This window comes from Mucilaginibacter xinganensis (assembly GCF_002257585.1).
GTDB lineage: Bacteria > Bacteroidota > Bacteroidia > Sphingobacteriales > Sphingobacteriaceae > Mucilaginibacter > Mucilaginibacter xinganensis.
Genome location: NZ_CP022743.1, coordinates 425,034 through 445,587, shown reverse-complemented (window position 1 = coordinate 445,587; position 20,554 = coordinate 425,034). Strand labels below are relative to the sequence as shown.

Below are 20,554 nucleotides of genomic sequence, written 5' to 3'. Positions count from 1 at the left end.
AGGGCTTTAATCTTTGAGCTTCTGCAGCGCATAAAATAGCCCGGTACAATGTAGTGCCTGGGCTATTTTATTATCTGCCAGCAGTTGCTTAATTTCATCAATAGTGAAAGTTTCAACAATAAGGTCTTCATGATCATCAAATTGTTGTTCCTGCACCTTTTTCCCGTTCCGCGCCAGGAAACACGAGGTTTTATTGTTGGCGGTAGATGGGTTGGCATAAACTTCGCACAATAGCTCAAAGCTATCAAACGCGTAACCGGTTTCTTCCAATAACTCGCGGCGCAAGGCATCTTCAGCAGTTTCACCAGCCTCAATAACGCCCCCGGGAATTTCGAGCGAAACAATACCTGCGGCGTGGCGGTACTGATATACCATCACCACCTTATTATCTTCGGTTAGTGCAACGGCATTTACCCAGTTGGGGTATTCCAAAACATAATAATCTTCAACAACGCGCCCATCGGGCATTTCGCAACGATCGGAGCGAAGTGTGGCCCATGGCCCTTTATGTAGATAATGGGAGGAAAGCTTTTTCCATTTCAGTTCATCGTGCATAGCTAATGGTTCATAGTTGAACGTGGCGAATGTAATAAATAGCTTATTTACTTCATAACAATAAGCTGCTTATGATCCTGTTTACTGACTATGAACCATCAACTATGAAACCTATTGTTTCCGCAGGGTATTCACATTTACATGGGGCCACATAATTAAGCCCGGCGCGTGGAATTTCGGCAGAAAATCAAGATCGGCCTGCTGTGAATATTGCAGCTGTTTAAAATTAACCCCGTTCATGGATACATCCTCTATCCAGAAGGTTGAAAAGAACCTCGATGCATTCACATGCTCATGAATAAAAGGGATGTTCGAAATATTCCCGCCCTGGTTATTGGTATCAACCTGAATGGTGGTTACATTACCTATCTTTTGATTTTGTATCGCTTTTTGCAGCATTAAATTGGGGTTGCGCGCGCTAAACTGCGGAAATTGCTGAATGATCTTATAAGGGTCAAGATATCCCAAATCAGGCCGTCCAAGCTCAACCGGCAGTGCATTGATATCAGGAATAGAAAAGCCGCCGCTCGTGGTTGTTGCATTGCCCAGCGCCATTACAACATCACCATGAGGAATACTCGCCATCCTTGCAATGGTAAACGGCATTGGAGCAGCCGCTTTCACAGGCCCGTCGGGCTGAATTTGCACATCGGCCATATTTAACCACATACCGTTTTCAATATGCAATATACCCTGGGTAGTATTATCAGTAACGGTGAGCTCATACGTGAGCCCCGTGATAAATTGTTCCGTTGCGCCGCCACGGTTAGGTACGGGTGCGCCAATTGCCGTAAAGGTTATTGTTTCTGAATAATTTTGTACCAGTAGTGTAAAACCAGCCGTGCCGTGATTTTGCGAGGGAACGGCGATCATGTTCCAGCCATCGGTGCCGTGCCAGGTTCCTTCCAGGCCTGCAAGCGGACCAAGTTTGTTTGCTACTTCGGCTACGGAGCCGCTTAGGCGTACGAAACCTTTTAATAAAGGGTGTGCATTTTCTGTCATTGTGATAATTTTAGGTGTGATTTAATGCATCTAAATTACACCTAAAAAACAGAAAAGCAATAAGAAAATTTATAGATATTAGCTAATACACAGGGACTGCTTTCAGGCCTTTTTTTGCCAAGACGCCCCTACACTATATGAGAAGACAGGAGGCTGAAAAATCTTAGTGATGTTTTCGGCTAACAATCTATGTTCCATCAACCATTCAATGCTCTCTACCAGCTCCCGCTTGATCCGCCGCCGCCGAAATCGCCGCCGCCAAACCCGCCGAAGCCGCCGCCGCTGTCACTGCCGCTTGATCCGCCGTCGCCGCCCGAGAAGCCTCCCCAGCCGCCGCTACCCCTGCCAAGCATGGTGCCGCCAAGAAACCACCAGAACGGGCTTGCGCCGCCCCTGCCGCCAATAATGTGGCCGCCACCGCCGCCGCGCTTGCGGAACACTATAATCAATATCACAATTACAATAATTACAACAATCCCAGCAGGAAAGCCACCGCCATCATCAACCTTAGCAGATTTTTTACTTGCTTTATATTCGCCCTTCATGTATTTCATGATCTGGGTGGTGCCCTCGTCAAGGCCCGCATAGTAATCTCCCTGTTTAAATCGCGGCAGTATATTATTCTGGATAATTTGATTGGTAACTACATCCGGCACCGCGCCTTCTGCACCGTATCCTGTTGCAATAGCCACCTTACGGTCTGTGAGCGCAACCAATACCAGGACCCCGTTATTTTTGCCTTTTTCGCCTATTCCCCATGCACGACCGAGCCTTTGCCCATAATCATTAATGTCATAGTCGCCAACCGACTTAATGATGACCACCGCTATTTGGGTTGAGGTAGAATCGCTAAACTGTACCAGTTTACGCTCAAGCAGCCCACGCTGCTCGTCGTTAAGCGTGGTTTTAGTAAAATCGGTAACTAACGTGTTTGATTTTGGTGGCAGATCCTGCCCGATGGCTATAAAACCAACCAGCAGCAGGTTAATAAATAAAATGAGTTTTTTTAACATCGGTTTAAGTTTATTCGCCGTCCATAAAGGCTACATCGTTTGATAGTTCATTGCTGCCGCCAGACTGATAAGGAAAAAACTCCCGGAGATGATCGCCCGCAATATTAATACCGGTAACAATTCCTTCAACCAGGTTGCCATACTTAAAGTTCTCCAGCATTTTTTCTTTGGTATCATCCCAAAAATTGGCCGGGACAGCTTTATTTATGCCAGCATCGCCGATAATGGCAAACTTGCGGTCAACCGTAGCCACATAAATAAGCACGCCGTTGCGCAACTTGGTTTTGTGCATATCCAGCTGGTGAAAGTATTTGGCTGCACGATCAAGCACCTCTTCGGTGCATGTTTTCTCGATGCAAACCCGCATCTGCCCCGATGTATGCTTTTCGGCATTTTCAATTGCGGTGCGGATCCGCTGTTGCTCTTCTTCGTTAAATAGGGCCATGCTACGTTTGATTACATTAATTAATTGAAAATGATTTGCACCAGCGCTAAAGTGAATATACTTATTAACTGGCAACCGGTTTAATTACTCCATTCGCCGGTGCAATCAACAAAATTTAAAATGTAACTTTTGGCGCCTTTTGCGATTCCGGATCTGCTGTAAAGCTTCCATTTTCATTAAAGCCAAACATTTTGGCAACTATAACAGCCGGGAACGAGCGGATTGTTGTATTGTATTCCTGTACAGCGGCATTAAAGTCACGGCGGGAAACATTGATCCGGTTTTCGGTCCCCTCAAGCGAGGCCTGCAGACTACTGAAATTACTGTTCGATTTCAGGTCGGGGTAGTTTTCTGATGCAACCAGCAAACGGCCCAGTGCAGTACTTAACTGGCCCTGTGCGGCCTGGTATTTCTGAATGGTTTCAGGTGTTAATTTCGTAGGATCAACTTGTATGGAGGTTGCTTTTGCACGGGCTTTGGTAACTTCAACCAGTGTGCTTTTTTCAAAGTTAGCTGCCCCCTTAACGGTAGCAACCAGATTTGGGATCAGATCTGAACGGCGCTGATAATTCGACTGTACATCGCCCCATTTGGCTTTTACGTTCTCCTGCTTTGTTACCATGCCATTGTAGCTGCATGAGCCAAACAGGCAAATCACAATGATGACGCCTAATACTATTAATAGATTTTTCATGTTTTTTAGGTTTTGTGTTTTGTGAATTTACGCTTATTAGATTACAAATAGCATACCGTTGTTACAAAAGATGTTTGGGGTGCCAATATGGCAAAAGTGTTTTTTTGTAAATGTAATGAAAAGGATCAGGCCGAAGGAGAAAAAGGACATTTAGGTACGTATCTGTTATTTATATCGTATTGGAGGCTTTGTAATTGCACCATCCTGTTGTTTTTTGCCAGCTCTACCTTATCCATTATTTCTGTAATGTTCTCCGCGCTCATCCCTTCTGTCTTGAATATAATTGGCGCACCTCCATCTGACGAGATAACGCAAATATGCTTTCGTGTGATGAAATAAGCTATTGCGAAGACAACGCCTGGTATTATTGACAGGGACATTATTCCCGAACTGTAATTATTGGTTAACCCGGTTACAAATCCCATTATGCTCATAATAATTCCAATTATTAAAAGAAAAGGGTAGGAAATGTACACCACCTGTAAAGAACTTATCTTTTCGAGCATTATAGAAATGAATTTGGATTGGCCCCAGCTTTTACTTTTATACCTTACCCTATGGGTTGTTAGTGTAATTATTTCTTCATCTGAATAGGAGAGCAGTATTTCTCCTTTAAGAAGTTGATCCTGGTGCATATCGTAATTTGGTTAGGTTAATACGAATTTATGCAAATTCTATTTATTTATCAATGACTATTTTTCCTGGTACTTTACCAACTCGTTGCCAGGCAGCAGGAAGGCCGTTAAAAATAAAATCCCGCATCACCCCTACTCAATGTAAGGGTGGTGCGGGACGGGAATTTAATCTGCGGGTCAGCAGGTGTTTAAACTCCGGCTATCGGGGGGCAAATCTTAATTGTTTTACCATTTATTACCCCAGGGGTCTTCTATTTTATATTGTTTCAGCACATCGGCAGGCACACCGTCCCATTTACCGGGCGCGTTGCCTACATAGCCCAGGTCTTCTATTCCCATTTTGGTAGTATAAAAGCCTGAAGCCGTGAGGTCACGCATACGGTTAAAGAAGGATACGCCTTGTGCCATTTCGGGGGTTGCTTTTTTAGGATAGGCAATTTGTTTAACCATGTCTATTTGCTGGGCACTGCCGGCATCAACAAACGTTTTGCCGTAGCGGTTAAGGCACTGCATATCCAGCCAGCGAAGTCCGCCGCGCATGGGGGTCTGGTGCTCGGGCATGTCCTTCACAATAAATTCTATAAAGGCCGGCACCTTTGCATCTGAAGCACTGCCAGAACGCGCATCTTTTGGAATAATGATATCGCCAAGCACGGTAATGGTAGCCATTTCATGGTCGTTAAAAAACTTTTCGGCGTTCAGCTTTTTATCGCGTTCAACCTCAAAGGGCTGGCGTCCCGCCTCTGTCGCAGCCGGGGTGGCATTTTCTGTGCTGTCTTCGGCTAATTTGTTATCTTTCGGTTTGCAGGCATCGAGTAGTAATCCTGTTGAAAGTGTGCCGAAACCTATAGCTTTTAATGAGTCGCGTCTGTTCATGGTTGTATGATTAAACGTTTAATTTTTTACGTTGAGATAAAATGTATTCAGCGGTACGCATGGATAGCGCAAGGATTGTCCAGGTAGCGTTTTTGTCACCCTGCTGAACAAACGGCGCAGCATCGACCACAAAAAGGTTTTTGCAATCATGTGCCTGGCTGTATTTATTTAAAGCTGATTTTTTAGGATCGTCGCCCATCCGCACGGTGCCCACCTCGTGGATGATCATCCCCGGGGCCTCCAGTCCGTAGTTGGTTTCAGGCCCTGCCGGCGGGCCATAAATAGCGCCGCCCATGTTATGCATTATCTCCTGGAATGTATCCTGCATGTGTTTTGCCTGCTTGATCTCGTAATCGCTCCATTTGTAGTGGAAACGCAGTACTGGGATACCGAACTTATCAACCACATCCGGATCAATTTCGCAATAGTTATCGTAACGGGCAATAGCGGTACCGCGTCCGGCCATGCCAAACCCGGTTCCGTAAAAACGGCGGTAGTCGTCTTTCAGGTCGGCTCCAAAGCCACCGGCTTCCTTCGTTTTGCCGTCGCGGCCCGGTACAGCACCATTCATGTTCTGGATACCGCCGCTAAAGCCGTACCCTGGCATATGCAGGCCACCACCAAATTCAATATGGTACCCGCGCGGGAAATTCAGTTTTTTATTGTCTTTAACCCAGGGGCCGTAAATATGCACACTGCCCACGCCATCTTCATTGTAACGTTTACGGTCCATTAGCTCTGGCAGCCAGCCGCCGGCGCTTGATCCGGTTGAGTCATGCAGGTAACGGCCAACCACGCCGCTGCTGTTTGCCAGCCCGGAAGGGTGTTTGGATGATTTGGAGTTGAGCAGCAACCTCGCTGATTCACCGGCACTCGCTCCCAAAATAACCAGCTTTGCTTTTACCTGGTATTCCTGCATATCATCTTTGCTGATATAAGAAACCCCGGTTGCCAGCCCATTGTCGTCGGTAAGCACCTCACGCACCATAGCGTTAGGAATTAACTTGAGGTTTCCGGTTTTTAAGGCCGGGATAACAAGACATGATGAGGCCGAAAAATCGCCGTAAATTTTACAGCTGCGCCCGCATTGCCCGCAAAAAAAGCAGGCACCACGATCTTTGTTGCCGGGCAGCGCCTCGGTTAAAACCGAACCACGGCCCGCAATTACTTTAACCCCTGCCTTTGCTGCGCCCTTTTTTATAAAAAGTTCGTTCAACCTCGGTTTAGGCGGCGGAAGGAAGATGCCGTCCGGTTCGTTCGGTAAGCCTTCAACAGTACCGTAAACACCTATCATGCGGTCAACCTTATCGTAAAAAGGTTTTACATCGTCATAGGTTATCGGCCAGTCGTCTGTTAAGCCATCTATATGGTGGCCTTTAAAATCATCTGGCCCCATTCGTAAAGAAATACGGCCCCAGTGATTGGTGCGTCCGCCCATCATGCGCGAGCGGAACCAGTGAAATTCTGTTTTATCTTTTGTAGTATAAGGCTCGCCGTCAATTTCCCAACCACCATAGGCGGCATCAAAATCGCCAAAATAGCGGGTTGTGCCTGCACCGCGACGGGCTGATTCATAAGGCCATTTCAGTTGCATAGAATCTTTGGCCGGGTCAAAGTATGGCCCCGCCTCCAGCATTAATACTTTTAAACCGGCATGGGCCAATACATACCCTGCCATACCTCCGCCGGCACCTGAGCCAACAACAATGGCATCGTAAACAGTTGACGTTTTTTTTATCTGTATGTCGTTATTCATATTTAGTTTAGTTCTGGATCTGTTATCGTTAATTTAAAATCAATTTTCGTGCGTTGTATGCTAACAACTGATAAATTAAATTTCCTTAATACTGATGTTTTTAAATGAAACTACAGCGCCGTGATCCTGCAATGCGATGCGGCCTTTAGGATATGCCGCAAAACCTTTCCAGGTTTTAAACTTGCTGTTATTTAACATCTCCTGCCATTCGGGGCTACCAATTTTAACATCAATGGTTTTTTTACCATTCATCCAAAAGGTAAGCTGCCCATTATCCTTACGGATCTTTATTTTGTTCCACTCCCCCGCTGGTTTGGCAGCGCTTGATGCGGCTTCGATATCGTATAATGAACCCGCAAGGTGAGTTGCTTTTTTGTTGTCTTCAGCGCCTTTATCGTCCAAAACCTGCATTTCGATGCCTGTTAAATAAGTGGCTCCAAATTGCGGATCCTCATGAACGCCGAAAATAATGCCGCTATTGCCGCCTTCTGCAATTTTCCATTGTAATGAAAGTTCGTAATTTTCATACTCTTTATCTGTAACCAAATCGCCCTGGTCAGGAGCTTTTGGGTCAAGCTGTAAAGCGCCGTCAACAACTTTCCATGCACCAGGCCCGGTTTTTAAATAACTGTGCCAGCCGGTAGTGGTTTTACCGTCAAACAGTTTGGTGGTTTGCGCCATAAGCGAGCAATTTACCGCAGTAAATGCCAGAATACTTAACAGTACTTTTTTCATGTTATAAATTTAGTTTGTTTGTTTGGTGTATTGCTGCATGTAAATGCGTCTATTCTTAAAACAAACGCATCACAAACCCAGCTATTACAATGGGTAGTAAAATTATAATAAATTTCTGTTTGATGAAAAAACAGCAGGAAGATTGTTACACGAGGATAATAGAAGCCCCGAAAGCAGTAAAAGTGCCTGAACAAAAGTAGCAGTGGTTTGCTTTTTCCCTTAAGAGCAAAACAGATAAACCCTTAAACCAGACTTATTTTAGCTAAGTTATACTTTTTGATAGCCTTTGAGCTTTTCCCTGGTTATTAAAACATAGCGGTCTTTTAAACATTTGGCGCAGAAATACCTTCGCAGGGGCAAAAAGAATAACAAATTGCGCCCAAACCAGTTTCGTTGCTTTTCGAAATGGTAAGGGGAATTACATTTAGAACACCTTAATATTTTTTTTGACATTGAATTTTACCAAAGTTTAGTTTAGGGGGGCAGCAAACTTACATTTTTTATTTAATGGTTTTATGTAAAAAAACTCTTACAAACGACTCTCCAATAACCTATTAGCACAAATTGATTTAAACTACATGTAAAGTCGGCAATTAATTCATATTTCTTTAATATGCATTGTTATATTTCATTTGTTATATTTGATAAGCCCAATTTACCATTGATAACCAATTTGTTATGAAAAAAGTATCTAACATTCTCGCCCGCAAGGGCAGTGCTGTGATAGCCATTGATGGCGACACCACCGTTTTAGACGCATTGAAACTTATGGCAGCCAAAAACATAGGCTCTGTTGTTATTACCGAAGATGGTGCCTATGCCGGCTTGCTGACCGAACGTGACTATGCACGCAAAGTGATATTACAGGGAAAATCATCATTAGAAACCCAGGTAAGGGAAATTATGAGTACCGATTTTCCACGGATGATACCTGAAAATTCAGTTGAAACCTGTATGCATGTGATGAGCGAGAACAACCTGCGTTACTTACCTGTTTTCAAAGACAATGTCATGTGCGGGATCATCTCCATCAGCGATGTGGTAACAGAAACCATCCTGTCGCACGAGGAAACTATTGAGCAGTTAAAGAGTTACATTCAATCATAATTGTTTGCCTGGGGCAATGCGGCCAATTTATATGTGGCATTACTTATGGTCCAGGTGAAGCTTTGCTGTTTTTATTTCCGGTGGTTCAGTTTTTGGGGTTAGCCGCGCCGGGAATTAGCCTTTTAATGGTTTATTTGGCGAAGAGCGTTGTTAAAAACGGTAAAATTGCCATTCCCCAACATTTTTTCCTACCTTGCATACCTCATCACCTATAAAAGTATAGTGACATTCAAGGATTTTAATTTTAACGAGCAATTATTCGAAGGCATAGAAAGTATGGGGTTCACCACTCCAACCCCAATACAGGAGATGGCCATCCCGGTTATATTAAACGGACAGGACATTATTGCATGTGCCCAAACAGGCACGGGGAAAACAGGGGCTTATCTTTTGCCGGTACTGGATATTATTGGCAAAACCAATAAGCACCATACCAGCGCGCTTATTTTGGCGCCAACCCGCGAGCTGGCCCAGCAGATAGATCAGCAGGTAGAAGGCCTGGCTTATTTTACGGGCATTAGCTCTATAGCTGTATTTGGTGGCGGCGATGGCAGCGCTTACGAGCAACAGCGCCGGGGCATTCAAAACAATGTAAACATTATTATTGCCACACCAGGCAGGCTGATAGCACACCTTACTTCGGGCGTTTTAAAGCTGAACCATTTAACCCATTTGATTTTAGACGAGGCTGACCGCATGCTAGACATGGGTTTCTCTGACGATATTATGAAGATCATCAGCTACCTGCCTAAAACCAGGCAAACGCTGTTGTTCTCGGCTACCATGCCGGGCCGCATCCGCTCGCTGGCAAAAAAGATCCTGAACGAACCGGAGCAGATCAATATTGCCTTGTCTCAACCAGCAGTTGGAATTGACCAGCAGATCTACCGCGTGCACGATCAGCAAAAAACGCCTCTATTACAAATGCTGCTCAAAAATGGTTCGTACTCCAGTACCATTATTTTTGCATCGCGTAAAGAAATTGTAAAAGCGCTGGCGAAGGAATTAAAGGCGGCTCATTTTAAGGCAAGTGCTTTCCATTCAGACCTGGAACAAAAGGAACGCGAAGAGATCCTGCTCAACTTTAAAAATAAACAACTTCCGGTTATCATTGGTACCGACGCACTTTCGCGCGGGATTGATGTGGAAGGGATTGATCTGGTGATCAATTACGATGTTCCGGGCGACCCCGAAGATTATATTCACCGCATTGGCCGTACTGCGCGGGCCGAAACTACTGGCACAGCTATAACTTTTGTTAACCATCGTGACGAACGCAAGCTGAAAAGCATTGAACAGTTGATAGAAAAACCTATCCGCCTGATAGAAGTGCCCGATGAACTGAAGTCAATCGAAATGGTTAAACAGGAGCACTCCACCAATAAAAGGCCGCCACAACGGCGCTGGGGTAACAAAAGCAGACCAAAAAAATAATACTTTACCACATGATCAAAACCATGTACCTGAAAGCAGCTAAAAACATCTCTATAGTTGCGTTAGTATCGTTGTGTTCCGTTGTATCGGCGCAAAAAAAGGAATATTCAGGCAACCCGATTTTTAAAGGCTGGTATGCCGATCCAGAAGCAAAGGTATTTGATAAAACTTACTGGGTTTACCCAACCTATTCGGCAAAATATGACGAGCAGGTTTTTATGGACGCTTTTTCATCGCCCGACCTGGTGCACTGGACCAAACACGAACATGTAATTGACAGCAGCATGGTTAAATGGGTGAAACGCGCACTGTGGGCGCCAGCCGTAACCAAAAAGGATGGCAAATACTATTTATTCTTCGGAGCCAATGATATTCACGATGACCAGAAAGAGATTGGCGGTATAGGTGTTGGTGTATCAGACAACCCCGCCGGGCCGTTTAAAGACTACCTGGGCAAACCGCTGATCGGGAAGATCTATAACAAGGCACAACCTATTGACCAGTTTGTTTATAAAGACGATAATGGCCAGTACTATATTATTTATGGTGGATGGGGCCAGTGCAACATAGCCAAACTGAATAAAGACTTTACCGGCGTGGTCCCGTTTGATGACGGTGACACATTTAAGCTGATAACGCCAAAAGATTATGTTGAAGGCCCGGTGATGTTTAAACGTAAAGGCAAATATTACCTGATGTGGAGCGAAGGGGGTTGGACCGGCCCTGATTACCGGGTAGCCTACGCTATCGGCAAGACGCCGTTTGGCCCTTTTAAGCGGATAGCAACCATATTAAAGCAGGATATTAAAATAGCAACCGGCGCCGGCCATCATTCAGTTATAAATGTGCCCGGCACCGATGAGTGGTACATTGTGTATCACCGCCGCCCGCTGGGCGAAACAGATGGCAACCACCGTGTAACGTGTATTGATAAAATGTATTTCACCGCCGACGGGCTTATAAAACCCGTTAAAATCACCAATGAAGGGGTGGCTGCAAGGGTTATAAAATAGCATCTTTAAAAACGGGTATATAAAGCAAATTGTGCCACGTGGTTTATGGTATAAGCCTCGGCCTGTTTAATATATTGGTTAAGATACCCCGCTTCCACATCAATCATCTTATTAAGGCGATAGCCAAAAGCTATGTAGGCGCGGTTTTGGTCAAATGTGTGCTTGTTTACCTTTGCTTTATTTTGCACGTTGGCAAATGTCTCATTCTGCAGGGCAAGGAAAGTACCGCGTGTAAATACCGAATCGCGGTTAAGCGGTACAACACCTCTTACAAAATAACGGAAACGCTGCGAAAAGTAATCGTGCTGAGTGGCTGTTTGGCCTAAAAAGCGTTGCTCCAGCCTAAAACGGTGTGTTACCTGTGTATTTAAGCCGGCTTTGTGGGTAACGATAAACTGTTCAAAAATACGGCTCTCGGGCCTGAATGTCTTTGTTTCGCCCGAACGCCCGTTAGTGGCAATATAGGCGTACCCCAATGCTGCATTTTTATTTTTATCAAAATAGTAATTGGCTGATGGCCTTAAAAGTATGTGCTTTGCATAGCGGGCATGATGAGCTGAGCGAACCTGCCCGTCAAACGACGCGCCCCAGTGTTTTGAAATCCTTTGCGTGTGGAACCATGCCCCCCAATACGATTGTTCGTTGGTTTGGGCCGAGGCAATGTTTAATAAAGCGGTTTGGATAATTAAAAGACAAAACAAAAATTTTAATTTCATGCGGTAAGGGTTCAAAAATTAAATAAATACAGCCCCTTTAACGGCACATTTACCAAATAATTATGCCCGAAAATACAAATCTTCATTTATTCTTCATCTAATTCACCCGCGGCAAAGGTGTTTCCCTGGCTGATGTCACCGGTATCGAATCCCTTTTTAAACCAATACGCCCGTTGTTTTGAGGTGCCGTGGGTAAAGCTGTCCGGCTCTACGCGCCCCTGGTATTTTTTCTGCAGGCGGTCATCGCCAATGGCGTTGGCTGCAACCAGCGCGGAGTCGATATCTGACCTGTTAATGACGATGCCGTTTTGGCTGTTCTTTGCTTCATAATGCGCCCAAACGCCCGCGTAAAAATCAGCCTGTAACTCCAGTTTAACTGACAGCTTATTATATTGGGTCTGGCTCAGCCTGCGGCGGGCCTCGTCCATCTTCTGCGAAACACCGAGCAGGTTTTGTACGTGATGGCCAACCTCGTGCGCAATTACATAGGCGGCTGCAAACTCGCCCGGTGCCTGGAAACGCTGCTGCATTTCGGCAAAGAATGAAGTATCCAGGTAAACTTTTCTATCGGCGGGGCAATAAAAGGGTCCGGTTGCTGAGCTGGCAAATCCGCAGCCCGCTGCGTCAACGCCTTCACTGTAAAGGTGCAGAGTGGGTTTGGTATAAGTACGGTTCATGCTGCTGAATATATTATCCCAAACATCTTCGGTACCGGCTAGTATAACGCGTGCAAATTTTTTCTGATTGCCTTCCGGCCCATTGGTTACCCGGGTATTTTGTTGCTGCGAGCTGTCGCCGCCGCCGCCGTTTAACAATTGGGCCGGGTTAACGCCCGTAAATAAATAAATAAGCAGCCCGATAAAGCCAATAATACCGCCGCCAAAAATAAACCCGCGGCCGCCGCCACTGCTGCTGCCTTCTTCAACATTGTCGCTTTCGCGTCCGCCAAACCATTGCATAATTTTGTGTTTTGTTGTTGAGGGATAACAGCTATTTTGCCGGATTGTTTAGTCCCGCCATGCTGAAAAAAACTTTGAGTTCTGTTTTTATCCGGGCAAATAAAAAGGCAAAAATCAGGAAGGCGGTTATCCAAACAAAGCGCTGCTTAAATACCTGTCGCCCCTGTCGCAGCAAATGAATACAATGGTGCCTTCAGTTAACTCCTGTGCTACTTTTATGGCCGCAGCCATTGCGCCGCCGCTGCTCATCCCTGCAAAAACACCTTCTTCCCGGGCCAGCCTGCGGGCCATTTGAACCGACTCTGCTTCTGAAATATCTATCACCCGGTCCACGCGTTCCGGTTCAAATATTTTGGGAAGGTACTCTACCGGCCAGCGGCGGATGCCAGGAATAGATGACCCCTCTGTAGGCTGGCAACCCACAATTTGAATCCCTGCATTTTGATCTTTAAAATATCGTGAGTTGCCCATGATAGTACCGGTTGTCCCCATTGCACTTACAAAATGTGTAATCTGTCCATGGGTATCGCGCCAGATTTCGGGGCCGGTAGTTTTGTAATGGGCCATATAGTTGTCTGGATTGGCAAACTGGTTCAGCAAAAAGTAACCGCCGCCTGCTCCTTTTTCTTCGGCATAATCGCGGCAAAGCTCAATTCCCTCAAGCAGGGTTACCTTTGCACCAAAAGCTTCCATGGTAAGGGTGCGCTCGCGTGTAGAATTTGAGGGCATCACCAGCTCAATTTCCAGGCCGTATAAACTGGCTATCATGGCCAGGGCGATACCTGTATTACCGCTGGTAGCCTCAACAAGTTTAGTGCCTTTTTTTATTTCGCCACGCTCCACGGCGCTCCTGATCATATTCAATGCTGCCCTATCCTTCACGCTTCCGCCTGGATTGTTTCCTTCCAGTTTGGCAAAAATCCGCACGTTAGGATTAGGATTCAGTCTTTTTATTTCAGCCATCGGCGTATTGCCAATGAGGTCAATTATTCCAGCCATTCCGTTAATCTTTAGCTTTTTTATTTAAAACAATCAGCGCCGGTTTGTGATAAACTGTTGAGTTGGGCTTAACGCTTTTGGTGATCCAAACATTCCCGCCTATGGTGCTATGGTGGCCGATAACGGTTTCGCCGCCTAAAATAGTAGCTCCGGAGTAAATCACCACGTGATCTTCAACAGTAGGGTGCCGTTTGGTAAATGCCATATCTTTAGATACACTTAAGGCGCCCAGGGTAACTCCCTGGTAAAGCTTTACGTGTTTGCCTATAATGCAGCTCTCGCCTATAACAATACCTGTACCATGGTCTATATGAAAATATTCATCTATTTGTGCCGCCGGGTGAATATCAATTCCTGTTTTGGAATGTGCGTATTCTGTAAGGATACGCGGAAGCAGCGGCACATCCTGCTTATATAAAATATGTGCCAGCCGGTAAAACGAGATGGCAAAAAATCCCGGATAGGTACGGATCACCTCAAACTCCGTGCGGGCAGCGGGGTCGCCTTCAAAAATCTCCCTGATGTCAGTGTTCAGCAACTGGTATAAATTGGGTAGTTGCTCAAAAACGGCTGTCGCCAGCTCTTCCTTATTACAGCCCTCGCAGGCTTTGGTGGCCTGCATTATCAGGCAAAGTTCATTCGTAAGCTTTTTAAACTCGGCTTTCAGCTCGGCAACTGAATGAAAATCCTGTTTGGAATGTTCAGGGAACAACAGGCGAATAACCTGCAGCGCCCAGTCCGTAATTTGACCGTTAGAAGGCACGGCCTCAACATGTTTGTGCTTATCAAAAATTTGCGTGTAAAAATGTTCGTCCATGTTAAAGTTTATTGTACCGGCTAATATTACTAAGCCACTATGGTAACCTAACGGGTAAATAATGGTTTGTATATGCGTTAACGCTCATCTCTACCGACTTAATATACATTGCAAGTTTATGCAAAAAAATGTTGTTGATTTGTAAAAAGGTGCGCAGGATTATAAAACAAATTTTTCGACGACGAATACAGCGCTGGCTGACCTGGGCTAAAGCCAAGAGTGATGAATCAAATAAGTTCATCGTTAATGGACTAAGCAAAAAAAACCTCCGGATCCTTTCGGATTGGAGGGTTAAATATTGTTCTGGCGCCCTTAAGCAAAAAATTTAGCCTGAATTACCCGGCAGGCGGTGTAAACGCGTTCCAGCCCTGCGCAGTTAAGGCGTGAACTACGCCGCCCTTTGTTACCAGGTTGCAACCGGCGGATGGCTCGGTGATGTAGCCGATTATCGTAATGTCCATTTTAAATTTTATCTTGTCATAGTCGGTCTGTTTAACGGTAAACAGCAGCTCATAATCCTCCCCGCCGCTTAGGGCACAAACTGTTGGGTCAAGGTTAAACTCGCGGGCTGTATCAAAGGTCATCGGGTCAAGGGGAATTTTTTCTTCGTATAAATTACAGCCTTTGTCGCTTTGCTTACAAATATGCAGTAATTCAGATGCCAAACCGTCCGAGATATCGATCATCGCCGTTGGCTTTACTTCTATTTCCTTTAAAAGATCGACAATATCCCTGCGGGCTTCCGGTTTCAACTGGCGCTCAATTATGTAATCTTTTCCTTCAAGGTCTGGCTGAATGTTTGGGTTTTCCAGGTAGATCAGCTTCTCCCTCTCCAGCAGCTGCAAGCCGGTGTACGCACCGCCTAAATCGCCGGATACACAGATCAGATCACCCTCTTCGGCACCATTGCGGTAAACAATATCTTTTTCATCGGCATAACCAATTGATGTAACGCTTATTACTAGGCCTTGTTTTGATGATGATGTATCACCGCCCACCAAATCAACATTGTACTTGTCGCAAGCCAGGTAGATCCCTTCGTATAATTCCTCAACGGCTTCCAGCGGAAACTTACTGCTGATGCCGATAGAAACAGTAACCTGCGATGCGGTACCATTCATTGCGTAAATATCGCTCAGGTTTACCTGTATAGCTTTATAACCCAAATGCTTTAGCGGTGTGTAGGCCAAATCAAAGTGAATACCCTCCAGCAGCATATCCGTTGAAACCAGGGTTTTCTTTCCCCCGAAATCAAGCACAGCCGCATCATCGCCAACCCCTTTGATGGTGCTTTTTTGCACCAACTTTATGTTTTTTGTAAGGTAATTGATCAGGCCAAATTCGCCCAGCTCTTCAATATTCGTTCTTTCTTTGTTATCAAACATGTTATTTTTTGATTTTACCGGCCCTTTTTTACTCCGGCTGTTGCTTGCCATTGCAAACTTGTTCATACCATCCGCAACGCACAATGCCCTGTATTTTTACGATCTGCAAAAATACAAAAGCAAACGCAAATAACCTGTTTTAGTGCAATTGCTTTATTTATGTGCCAGGGGCACCAAAAACCTCATTCTTGCCAAAACAACTATGCGGTACAAAATAACGCCAACTGCCGGGATTCCCAGCCAGTGTGCATGCAGCGAATTTTTGATGTCGCCGTGAAATAAAAAGGAAATAGAATGCCCCAGGCCGCAGCCGGGGCACCATGTAACGCCCAATAATTTAAACGGGCACAATGAGAAATGGGATTGGTTGTTCGGGTTGGTAAGTGCTAATGACACCAGCGCCGACACCCAAAAACAAAGTTCAAAATATTTGCTGAATGCTGTTTTAATCAACCTTATTGGGTTTGGTGGTTAGTAATACGGATACACCCAATGAAAATAGGATGCCTACCAGCAGGGCTCCAAAGATACGACCTGAAAAATCCATAAGGGTATTTTCCCTGGCAAATTCATCAATAAAAATAATAGCTGCAGCAACGGTTATGATACCGCCCATAATTAATATTTTAAAGCATTGCATTAACGCCTCTAAAAAGCCCATGTGGCCGCGGCACTCATTAGACCGGAAACTCCGCACGCCAAAATATAAAACTACTAATGGAATAATTACAGATATATATTCAACTGGTTCAAGGCCACTGCTTTGGGGCGAAAAGCCCATTGCGTGCATAATAAACATCCAGGCTCCGCTTAAAATGCCTATAAACAAGCCGGAAATAATAGCATTTTTCATATTATGGTTTATGTTTTAGGGTGATGATCGGTTAAGATCGGAGGCCCGCCCTAAATAAGAGCATATTTGCTAACAACGCATCGGGTCCCTTTTCTAATTAAATTTACTATTTAAAGTAATTATAGTGCAATATTGTTTGCATTAATTTTCGCGGTTCAACGCCATCGTGTTAAAAAACCTTTTTTGCGTATATTTGGCACAGTTTGAACATTCGCGATATTTTAGATAGATATAAAGATGATGAACGGGTAAAAGCATTGGCTCAGGGCCTTAATGCTTCCAAAAACCCGAGGATTCAACTTAGAGGTTTAGTCGGATCAAGTGATGCGGCCATTGCGGTAGCTTTGTATTTTTTGCAGCACAAGCACATGATATTTGTGTTGCCGGAGCGTGAAGAAGCCGGCTATTTCCAGGCCGACCTGGAAAACCTTACCGGCAAAGAAGTGCTGCTTTTCCCCTCGTCATACCGCAAACCATTTGAATTTACCCAGCCGGATAGCAGCAACGTACTGGCCCGGGCCGAAGTGCTGAATGAGCTTAACCATTCCTCGTCATTTGGCCAGTTAATAGTTACTTATCCTGAGGCGCTTGCCGAAAAGGTGATAGACCGCGCATCGCTCGAAAAAAACACCCTTGAAATTGCTGTCAACAACAAACTGAGCATTGATTTCATCAACGAGTTTTTGGTAGAGTATGATTTTGACCGGGTTGATTTTGTGTATGAGCCGGGCCAGTTCTCTGTTCGCGGCGGCATCGTTGATATTTTTTCTTTCTCGCACGAACTGCCTTACCGGGTTGAGTTTTTTGGGGATATGATAGAATCTATCCGGACATTTGAAATAGAAAGCCAGCTCTCTGTTGAACAGGTTAAAACCATTACCATTGTACCTAATGTGCAATCAAAATTCCTGACGGAAAGCAACATCTCCCTGCTGGAATATGTGGATGCGGACACCCAGGTTTGGATAAAAGATTTACAGTTTACGCTGGATATAATTCAAAGCGGGTTTAAAAAAGCCACCGCGCTTTGGAAAGCCCTGTCTGCCGATGAAAAAAACCAGAACCCGGATTGGATAGATCCCAAATTTGGTTTTACCGATGAAAAACTGATTGCTGACCAGCTGCATGATTTTGCGTTGATAGAGTTTGGCAAACAGTTTTTTTATCAGCCCGACCTGCAGCTTAACTTTGATATGCGGCCGCAGCCTTCGTTTAACAAAGATTTTACCCTGCTAATCCATAATTTTAAAACCAACGAGGCTGACAAAATAGAGAATTTTATACTTACCGACTCTGCGCGGCAGGTAGAACGCCTGTACGCGATATTGGACGACTTGGATAAAACCGTAAAGTTTACGCCGATAAGTATCTCCATTCGCGAGGGGTTTGTTGACCGGGAGCAAAAACTTGCCTGTTACACCGATCACCAGATTTTTGACCGGTATTATAAATACAAGTTAAAAAAGGGATACCAGCGGTCGCAGGCCATTACCCTTAAGGAACTTCGTGAATTAAAGGCCGGCGATTATGTAACCCATATTGATCACGGCATTGGTAAATATGCCGGGCTTGAAAAGGTTGAGGTAAACGGCAAAATGCAGGAGATGATCCGGCTGGTGTATGCTGATAATGATTTGCTGTATGTAAACATTAACTCGCTTAACCGCATCAGCAAATACAGCGGCAAGGAAGGCACCGTTCCAAAAATGAACAAGCTGGGTACCGATACCTGGGAAAAGCTGAAGAAAACCACAAAAAAAAAAGTTAAGGACATTGCCCGCGACCTGATCAAGCTGTATGCCATCAGGAAAACGCAGGTGGGTAATGCGTTTAGCCGCGATAGCTATCTGCAAACCGAATTGGAGGCTTCCTTTATTTATGAGGACACCCCAGACCAGGAAAAGGCCACCAGCGACTTAAAAAAAGACATGGAGTCGCCGCACCCGATGGACCGCCTGATTTGCGGCGACGTAGGTTTCGGCAAAACCGAGGTTGCTATCCGCGCTGCGTTTAAAGCGGTGGCCGACAGCAAACAGGTTGCCATATTGGTTCCGACCACTATTTTAGCCGCACAACATTACAAGACCTTCTCCGACAGGTTAAAAGGGTTCCCCGCAAATATTGATTATGTGAACCGCTTTAAGAGCAGCAAGCAGATCAAGGATACCTTAGAGAAGCTGAAAGAAGGCAAAATTGATATTATTATAGGCACCCACCGCCTGGTAAGTAAGGACGTTAAGTTTAAGGACCTCGGCCTGATGATCATTGATGAGGAGCAAAAATTCGGCGTATCTACCAAAGAGAAGTTGAAGCAAATGCGCGCCAATGTGGATACGCTTACATTAACGGCAACGCCAATTCCGCGTACCCTGCACTTTTCGCTGATGGGCGCAAGGGATTTGTCCATTATATCAACCCCGCCGCCAAACAGGCAGCCGGTGGTTACCGAGTTGCATGTATTTAATGATACACTGATAAAAGAAGCTGTTGAGCACGAGATAGATCGTGGCGGGCAGGTATTCTTTATTCATAACCGGGTTGCCGACCTGCCGCAGCTTGGCGGGATGATCCACAAGTTGGTGCCCAAAGCCCGGATTGGCATTGCCCACGGACAACTGGAGGGTGATGCGCTGGAAGATGTGATGCTTAAATTTGTGAACCACGAGTATGATGTGCTGGTGGCCACAACCATTATTGAGGCTGGCCTGGATATTCCGAATGCCAATACCATTATTATCAATTACGCCCATATGTTTGGCCTGAGCGATCTGCACCAGATGCGCGGCCGGGTTGGGCGGAGCAATAAAAAGGCTTATTGTTATTTGTTGAGCCCCCCTTTGTCAACCCTAACTAACGAAGCCCGGAAGCGGTTAAGCGCTATAGAAGAGTTCAGCGACCTCGGCAGCGGCTTTAACGTGGCCATGCGCGACCTGGACATCCGCGGCAGCGGAAACCTGCTTGGTGCTGAGCAAAGCGGATTTATTGCCGAGATCGGTTTCGAAATGTATCACAAGATCCTGGATGAAGCTATCCAGGAATTGAAAGAGGATGAGTTTAAAGGCGTGTTCCCTGATGATAAGCCCCGCCCGTTTATTTCCTTTACCCAAATAGATACCGACCAGGAGATCCTGATCCCGGATGAATATGTGACCAGTATTGCCGAACGTTATAACCTGTACACCGAGCTTTCCAAACTGGAAAATGAGGCCACGCTACAAGCTTTTCAGCAGCAACTGCATGACAGGTTTGGCCCAATCCCGCCACAGGTTAATGACCTGCTAAATACCATGCGCCTGCAATGGCTGGGCAAAACCATTGGCTTTGAAAAGATCTCGCTTAAAAAGAATGTGCTGCGCGGCTATTTCCTTACCAACCAGCAATCGCCCTATTTTGAAACTGAAGCATTCAGGAGCGTTTTAAACTTTGTGCAGGCAAACCCACGCCGAACCAATTTAAAAGAGGTTAAAAACACGTTGCGACTGAGCATTGAAGGGGTGCATAGCATTGACCAGGCGGTGGTTTTGTTGAGCGATATTGGGGAAGTGGTTGGGGTTAGTTAA

20 protein-coding genes are annotated in these 20,554 nt (G+C 45.3%); 4 read left to right on the top strand and 16 right to left on the bottom strand.

Annotated elements, in window-relative coordinates; genetic code table 11:
* Window positions 1-6: 6 nt before the first annotated feature.
* From MuYL_RS02080 to MuYL_RS02040, 9 genes are all read right to left on the bottom strand, one after another.
* On the bottom strand, window positions 7-555 hold the full coding sequence (locus tag MuYL_RS02080; protein WP_094568945.1) for an NUDIX hydrolase: 549 nt from the start codon (window positions 553-555) through the stop codon (window positions 7-9).
* A gap of 111 nt (window positions 556-666) precedes the next feature.
* Window positions 667-1,557 (bottom strand): heme-binding protein, encoded by an 891-nt coding sequence (locus tag MuYL_RS02075; RefSeq protein WP_211710226.1) that lies wholly within the window; start codon window positions 1,555-1,557, stop codon window positions 667-669.
* 215 nt (window positions 1,558-1,772) lie between these two features.
* The gene (locus MuYL_RS02070; RefSeq protein WP_094568944.1) at window positions 1,773-2,570 is read right to left on the bottom strand and encodes a TPM domain-containing protein; all 798 of its coding nucleotides are present in this window, start codon (window positions 2,568-2,570) and stop codon (window positions 1,773-1,775) included.
* A 10-nt stretch (window positions 2,571-2,580) separates the two neighbouring features.
* The gene (locus MuYL_RS02065; protein ID WP_094568943.1) at window positions 2,581-3,015 is read right to left on the bottom strand and encodes a TPM domain-containing protein; all 435 of its coding nucleotides are present in this window, start codon (window positions 3,013-3,015) and stop codon (window positions 2,581-2,583) included.
* A 115-nt stretch (window positions 3,016-3,130) separates the two neighbouring features.
* The gene (locus MuYL_RS02060; RefSeq protein WP_094568942.1) at window positions 3,131-3,709 is read right to left on the bottom strand and encodes a LemA family protein; all 579 of its coding nucleotides are present in this window, start codon (window positions 3,707-3,709) and stop codon (window positions 3,131-3,133) included.
* 125 nt (window positions 3,710-3,834) lie between these two features.
* Window positions 3,835-4,344: a hypothetical protein gene (locus MuYL_RS02055; protein WP_094568941.1), complete on the bottom strand. Its 510-nt coding sequence runs from the start codon at window positions 4,342-4,344 to the stop codon at window positions 3,835-3,837.
* 225 nt (window positions 4,345-4,569) lie between these two features.
* Window positions 4,570-5,220 carry a gluconate 2-dehydrogenase subunit 3 family protein gene (locus MuYL_RS02050; protein ID WP_094568940.1) on the bottom strand — a complete coding sequence of 217 codons (651 nt, stop codon included), beginning with the start codon at window positions 5,218-5,220 and terminating at the stop codon, window positions 4,570-4,572.
* 10 nt (window positions 5,221-5,230) lie between these two features.
* Window positions 5,231-6,976, bottom strand: a complete 1,746-nt coding sequence (locus MuYL_RS02045) for a GMC family oxidoreductase (RefSeq protein WP_094568939.1) — start codon at window positions 6,974-6,976, stop codon at window positions 5,231-5,233.
* Window positions 6,977-7,051: 75 nt separating this feature from the next.
* Window positions 7,052-7,711, bottom strand: a complete 660-nt coding sequence (locus MuYL_RS02040; RefSeq protein ID WP_094568938.1) for a 3-keto-disaccharide hydrolase — start codon at window positions 7,709-7,711, stop codon at window positions 7,052-7,054.
* A gap of 678 nt (window positions 7,712-8,389) precedes the next feature.
* Here MuYL_RS02040 and MuYL_RS02035 point away from each other — a divergent pair.
* From MuYL_RS02035 to MuYL_RS02025, 3 genes are all read left to right on the top strand, one after another.
* Window positions 8,390-8,818 carry a CBS domain-containing protein gene (locus MuYL_RS02035; protein WP_094568937.1) on the top strand — a complete coding sequence of 143 codons (429 nt, stop codon included), beginning with the start codon at window positions 8,390-8,392 and terminating at the stop codon, window positions 8,816-8,818.
* 222 nt (window positions 8,819-9,040) lie between these two features.
* Entirely contained in the window at window positions 9,041-10,252 is a 1,212-nt protein-coding gene (locus MuYL_RS02030) for a DEAD/DEAH box helicase (protein WP_170309716.1), read from the top strand.
* An 11-nt stretch (window positions 10,253-10,263) separates the two neighbouring features.
* Complete coding sequence (locus tag MuYL_RS02025) at window positions 10,264-11,265, top strand: glycoside hydrolase family 43 protein (protein WP_245845743.1); 1,002 nt, start codon at window positions 10,264-10,266, stop codon at window positions 11,263-11,265.
* 5 nt (window positions 11,266-11,270) lie between these two features.
* On the opposite strand, the gene MuYL_RS02020 is transcribed toward MuYL_RS02025, so the two are convergent.
* The 7 genes from MuYL_RS02020 to MuYL_RS01985 all read right to left on the bottom strand — a co-directional run bounded on the left by MuYL_RS02020 (window position 11,271) and on the right by MuYL_RS01985 (window position 16,994).
* On the bottom strand, window positions 11,271-11,981 hold the full coding sequence (locus MuYL_RS02020) for a DUF2490 domain-containing protein (RefSeq protein WP_094568936.1): 711 nt from the start codon (window positions 11,979-11,981) through the stop codon (window positions 11,271-11,273).
* Between the two features lie 86 nt (window positions 11,982-12,067).
* The gene (ypfJ, locus tag MuYL_RS02015; protein WP_094568935.1) at window positions 12,068-12,940 is read right to left on the bottom strand and encodes a KPN_02809 family neutral zinc metallopeptidase; all 873 of its coding nucleotides are present in this window, start codon (window positions 12,938-12,940) and stop codon (window positions 12,068-12,070) included.
* Window positions 12,941-13,066: 126 nt separating this feature from the next.
* The gene (gene cysM, locus MuYL_RS02010; protein WP_094568934.1) at window positions 13,067-13,939 is read right to left on the bottom strand and encodes a cysteine synthase CysM; all 873 of its coding nucleotides are present in this window, start codon (window positions 13,937-13,939) and stop codon (window positions 13,067-13,069) included.
* 4 nt (window positions 13,940-13,943) lie between these two features.
* Entirely contained in the window at window positions 13,944-14,756 is an 813-nt protein-coding gene (gene epsC, locus MuYL_RS02005) for a serine O-acetyltransferase EpsC (RefSeq protein WP_094568933.1), read from the bottom strand.
* A 335-nt stretch (window positions 14,757-15,091) separates the two neighbouring features.
* Entirely contained in the window at window positions 15,092-16,141 is a 1,050-nt protein-coding gene (gene thiL, locus MuYL_RS01995; protein ID WP_094572822.1) for a thiamine-phosphate kinase, read from the bottom strand.
* 153 nt (window positions 16,142-16,294) lie between these two features.
* On the bottom strand, window positions 16,295-16,594 hold the full coding sequence (locus MuYL_RS01990; protein WP_245845740.1) for a DUF2752 domain-containing protein: 300 nt from the start codon (window positions 16,592-16,594) through the stop codon (window positions 16,295-16,297).
* Window positions 16,587-16,994 carry a DUF4199 domain-containing protein gene (locus MuYL_RS01985; RefSeq protein ID WP_094568931.1) on the bottom strand — a complete coding sequence of 136 codons (408 nt, stop codon included), beginning with the start codon at window positions 16,992-16,994 and terminating at the stop codon, window positions 16,587-16,589. The genes MuYL_RS01990 and MuYL_RS01985 overlap by 8 nt, the downstream gene beginning before the upstream one ends.
* A 203-nt stretch (window positions 16,995-17,197) precedes the next feature.
* Here MuYL_RS01985 and mfd point away from each other — a divergent pair, with 203 nt between their 5' ends.
* Complete coding sequence (gene mfd / locus MuYL_RS01980; RefSeq protein WP_094568930.1) at window positions 17,198-20,554, top strand: transcription-repair coupling factor; 3,357 nt, start codon at window positions 17,198-17,200, stop codon at window positions 20,552-20,554.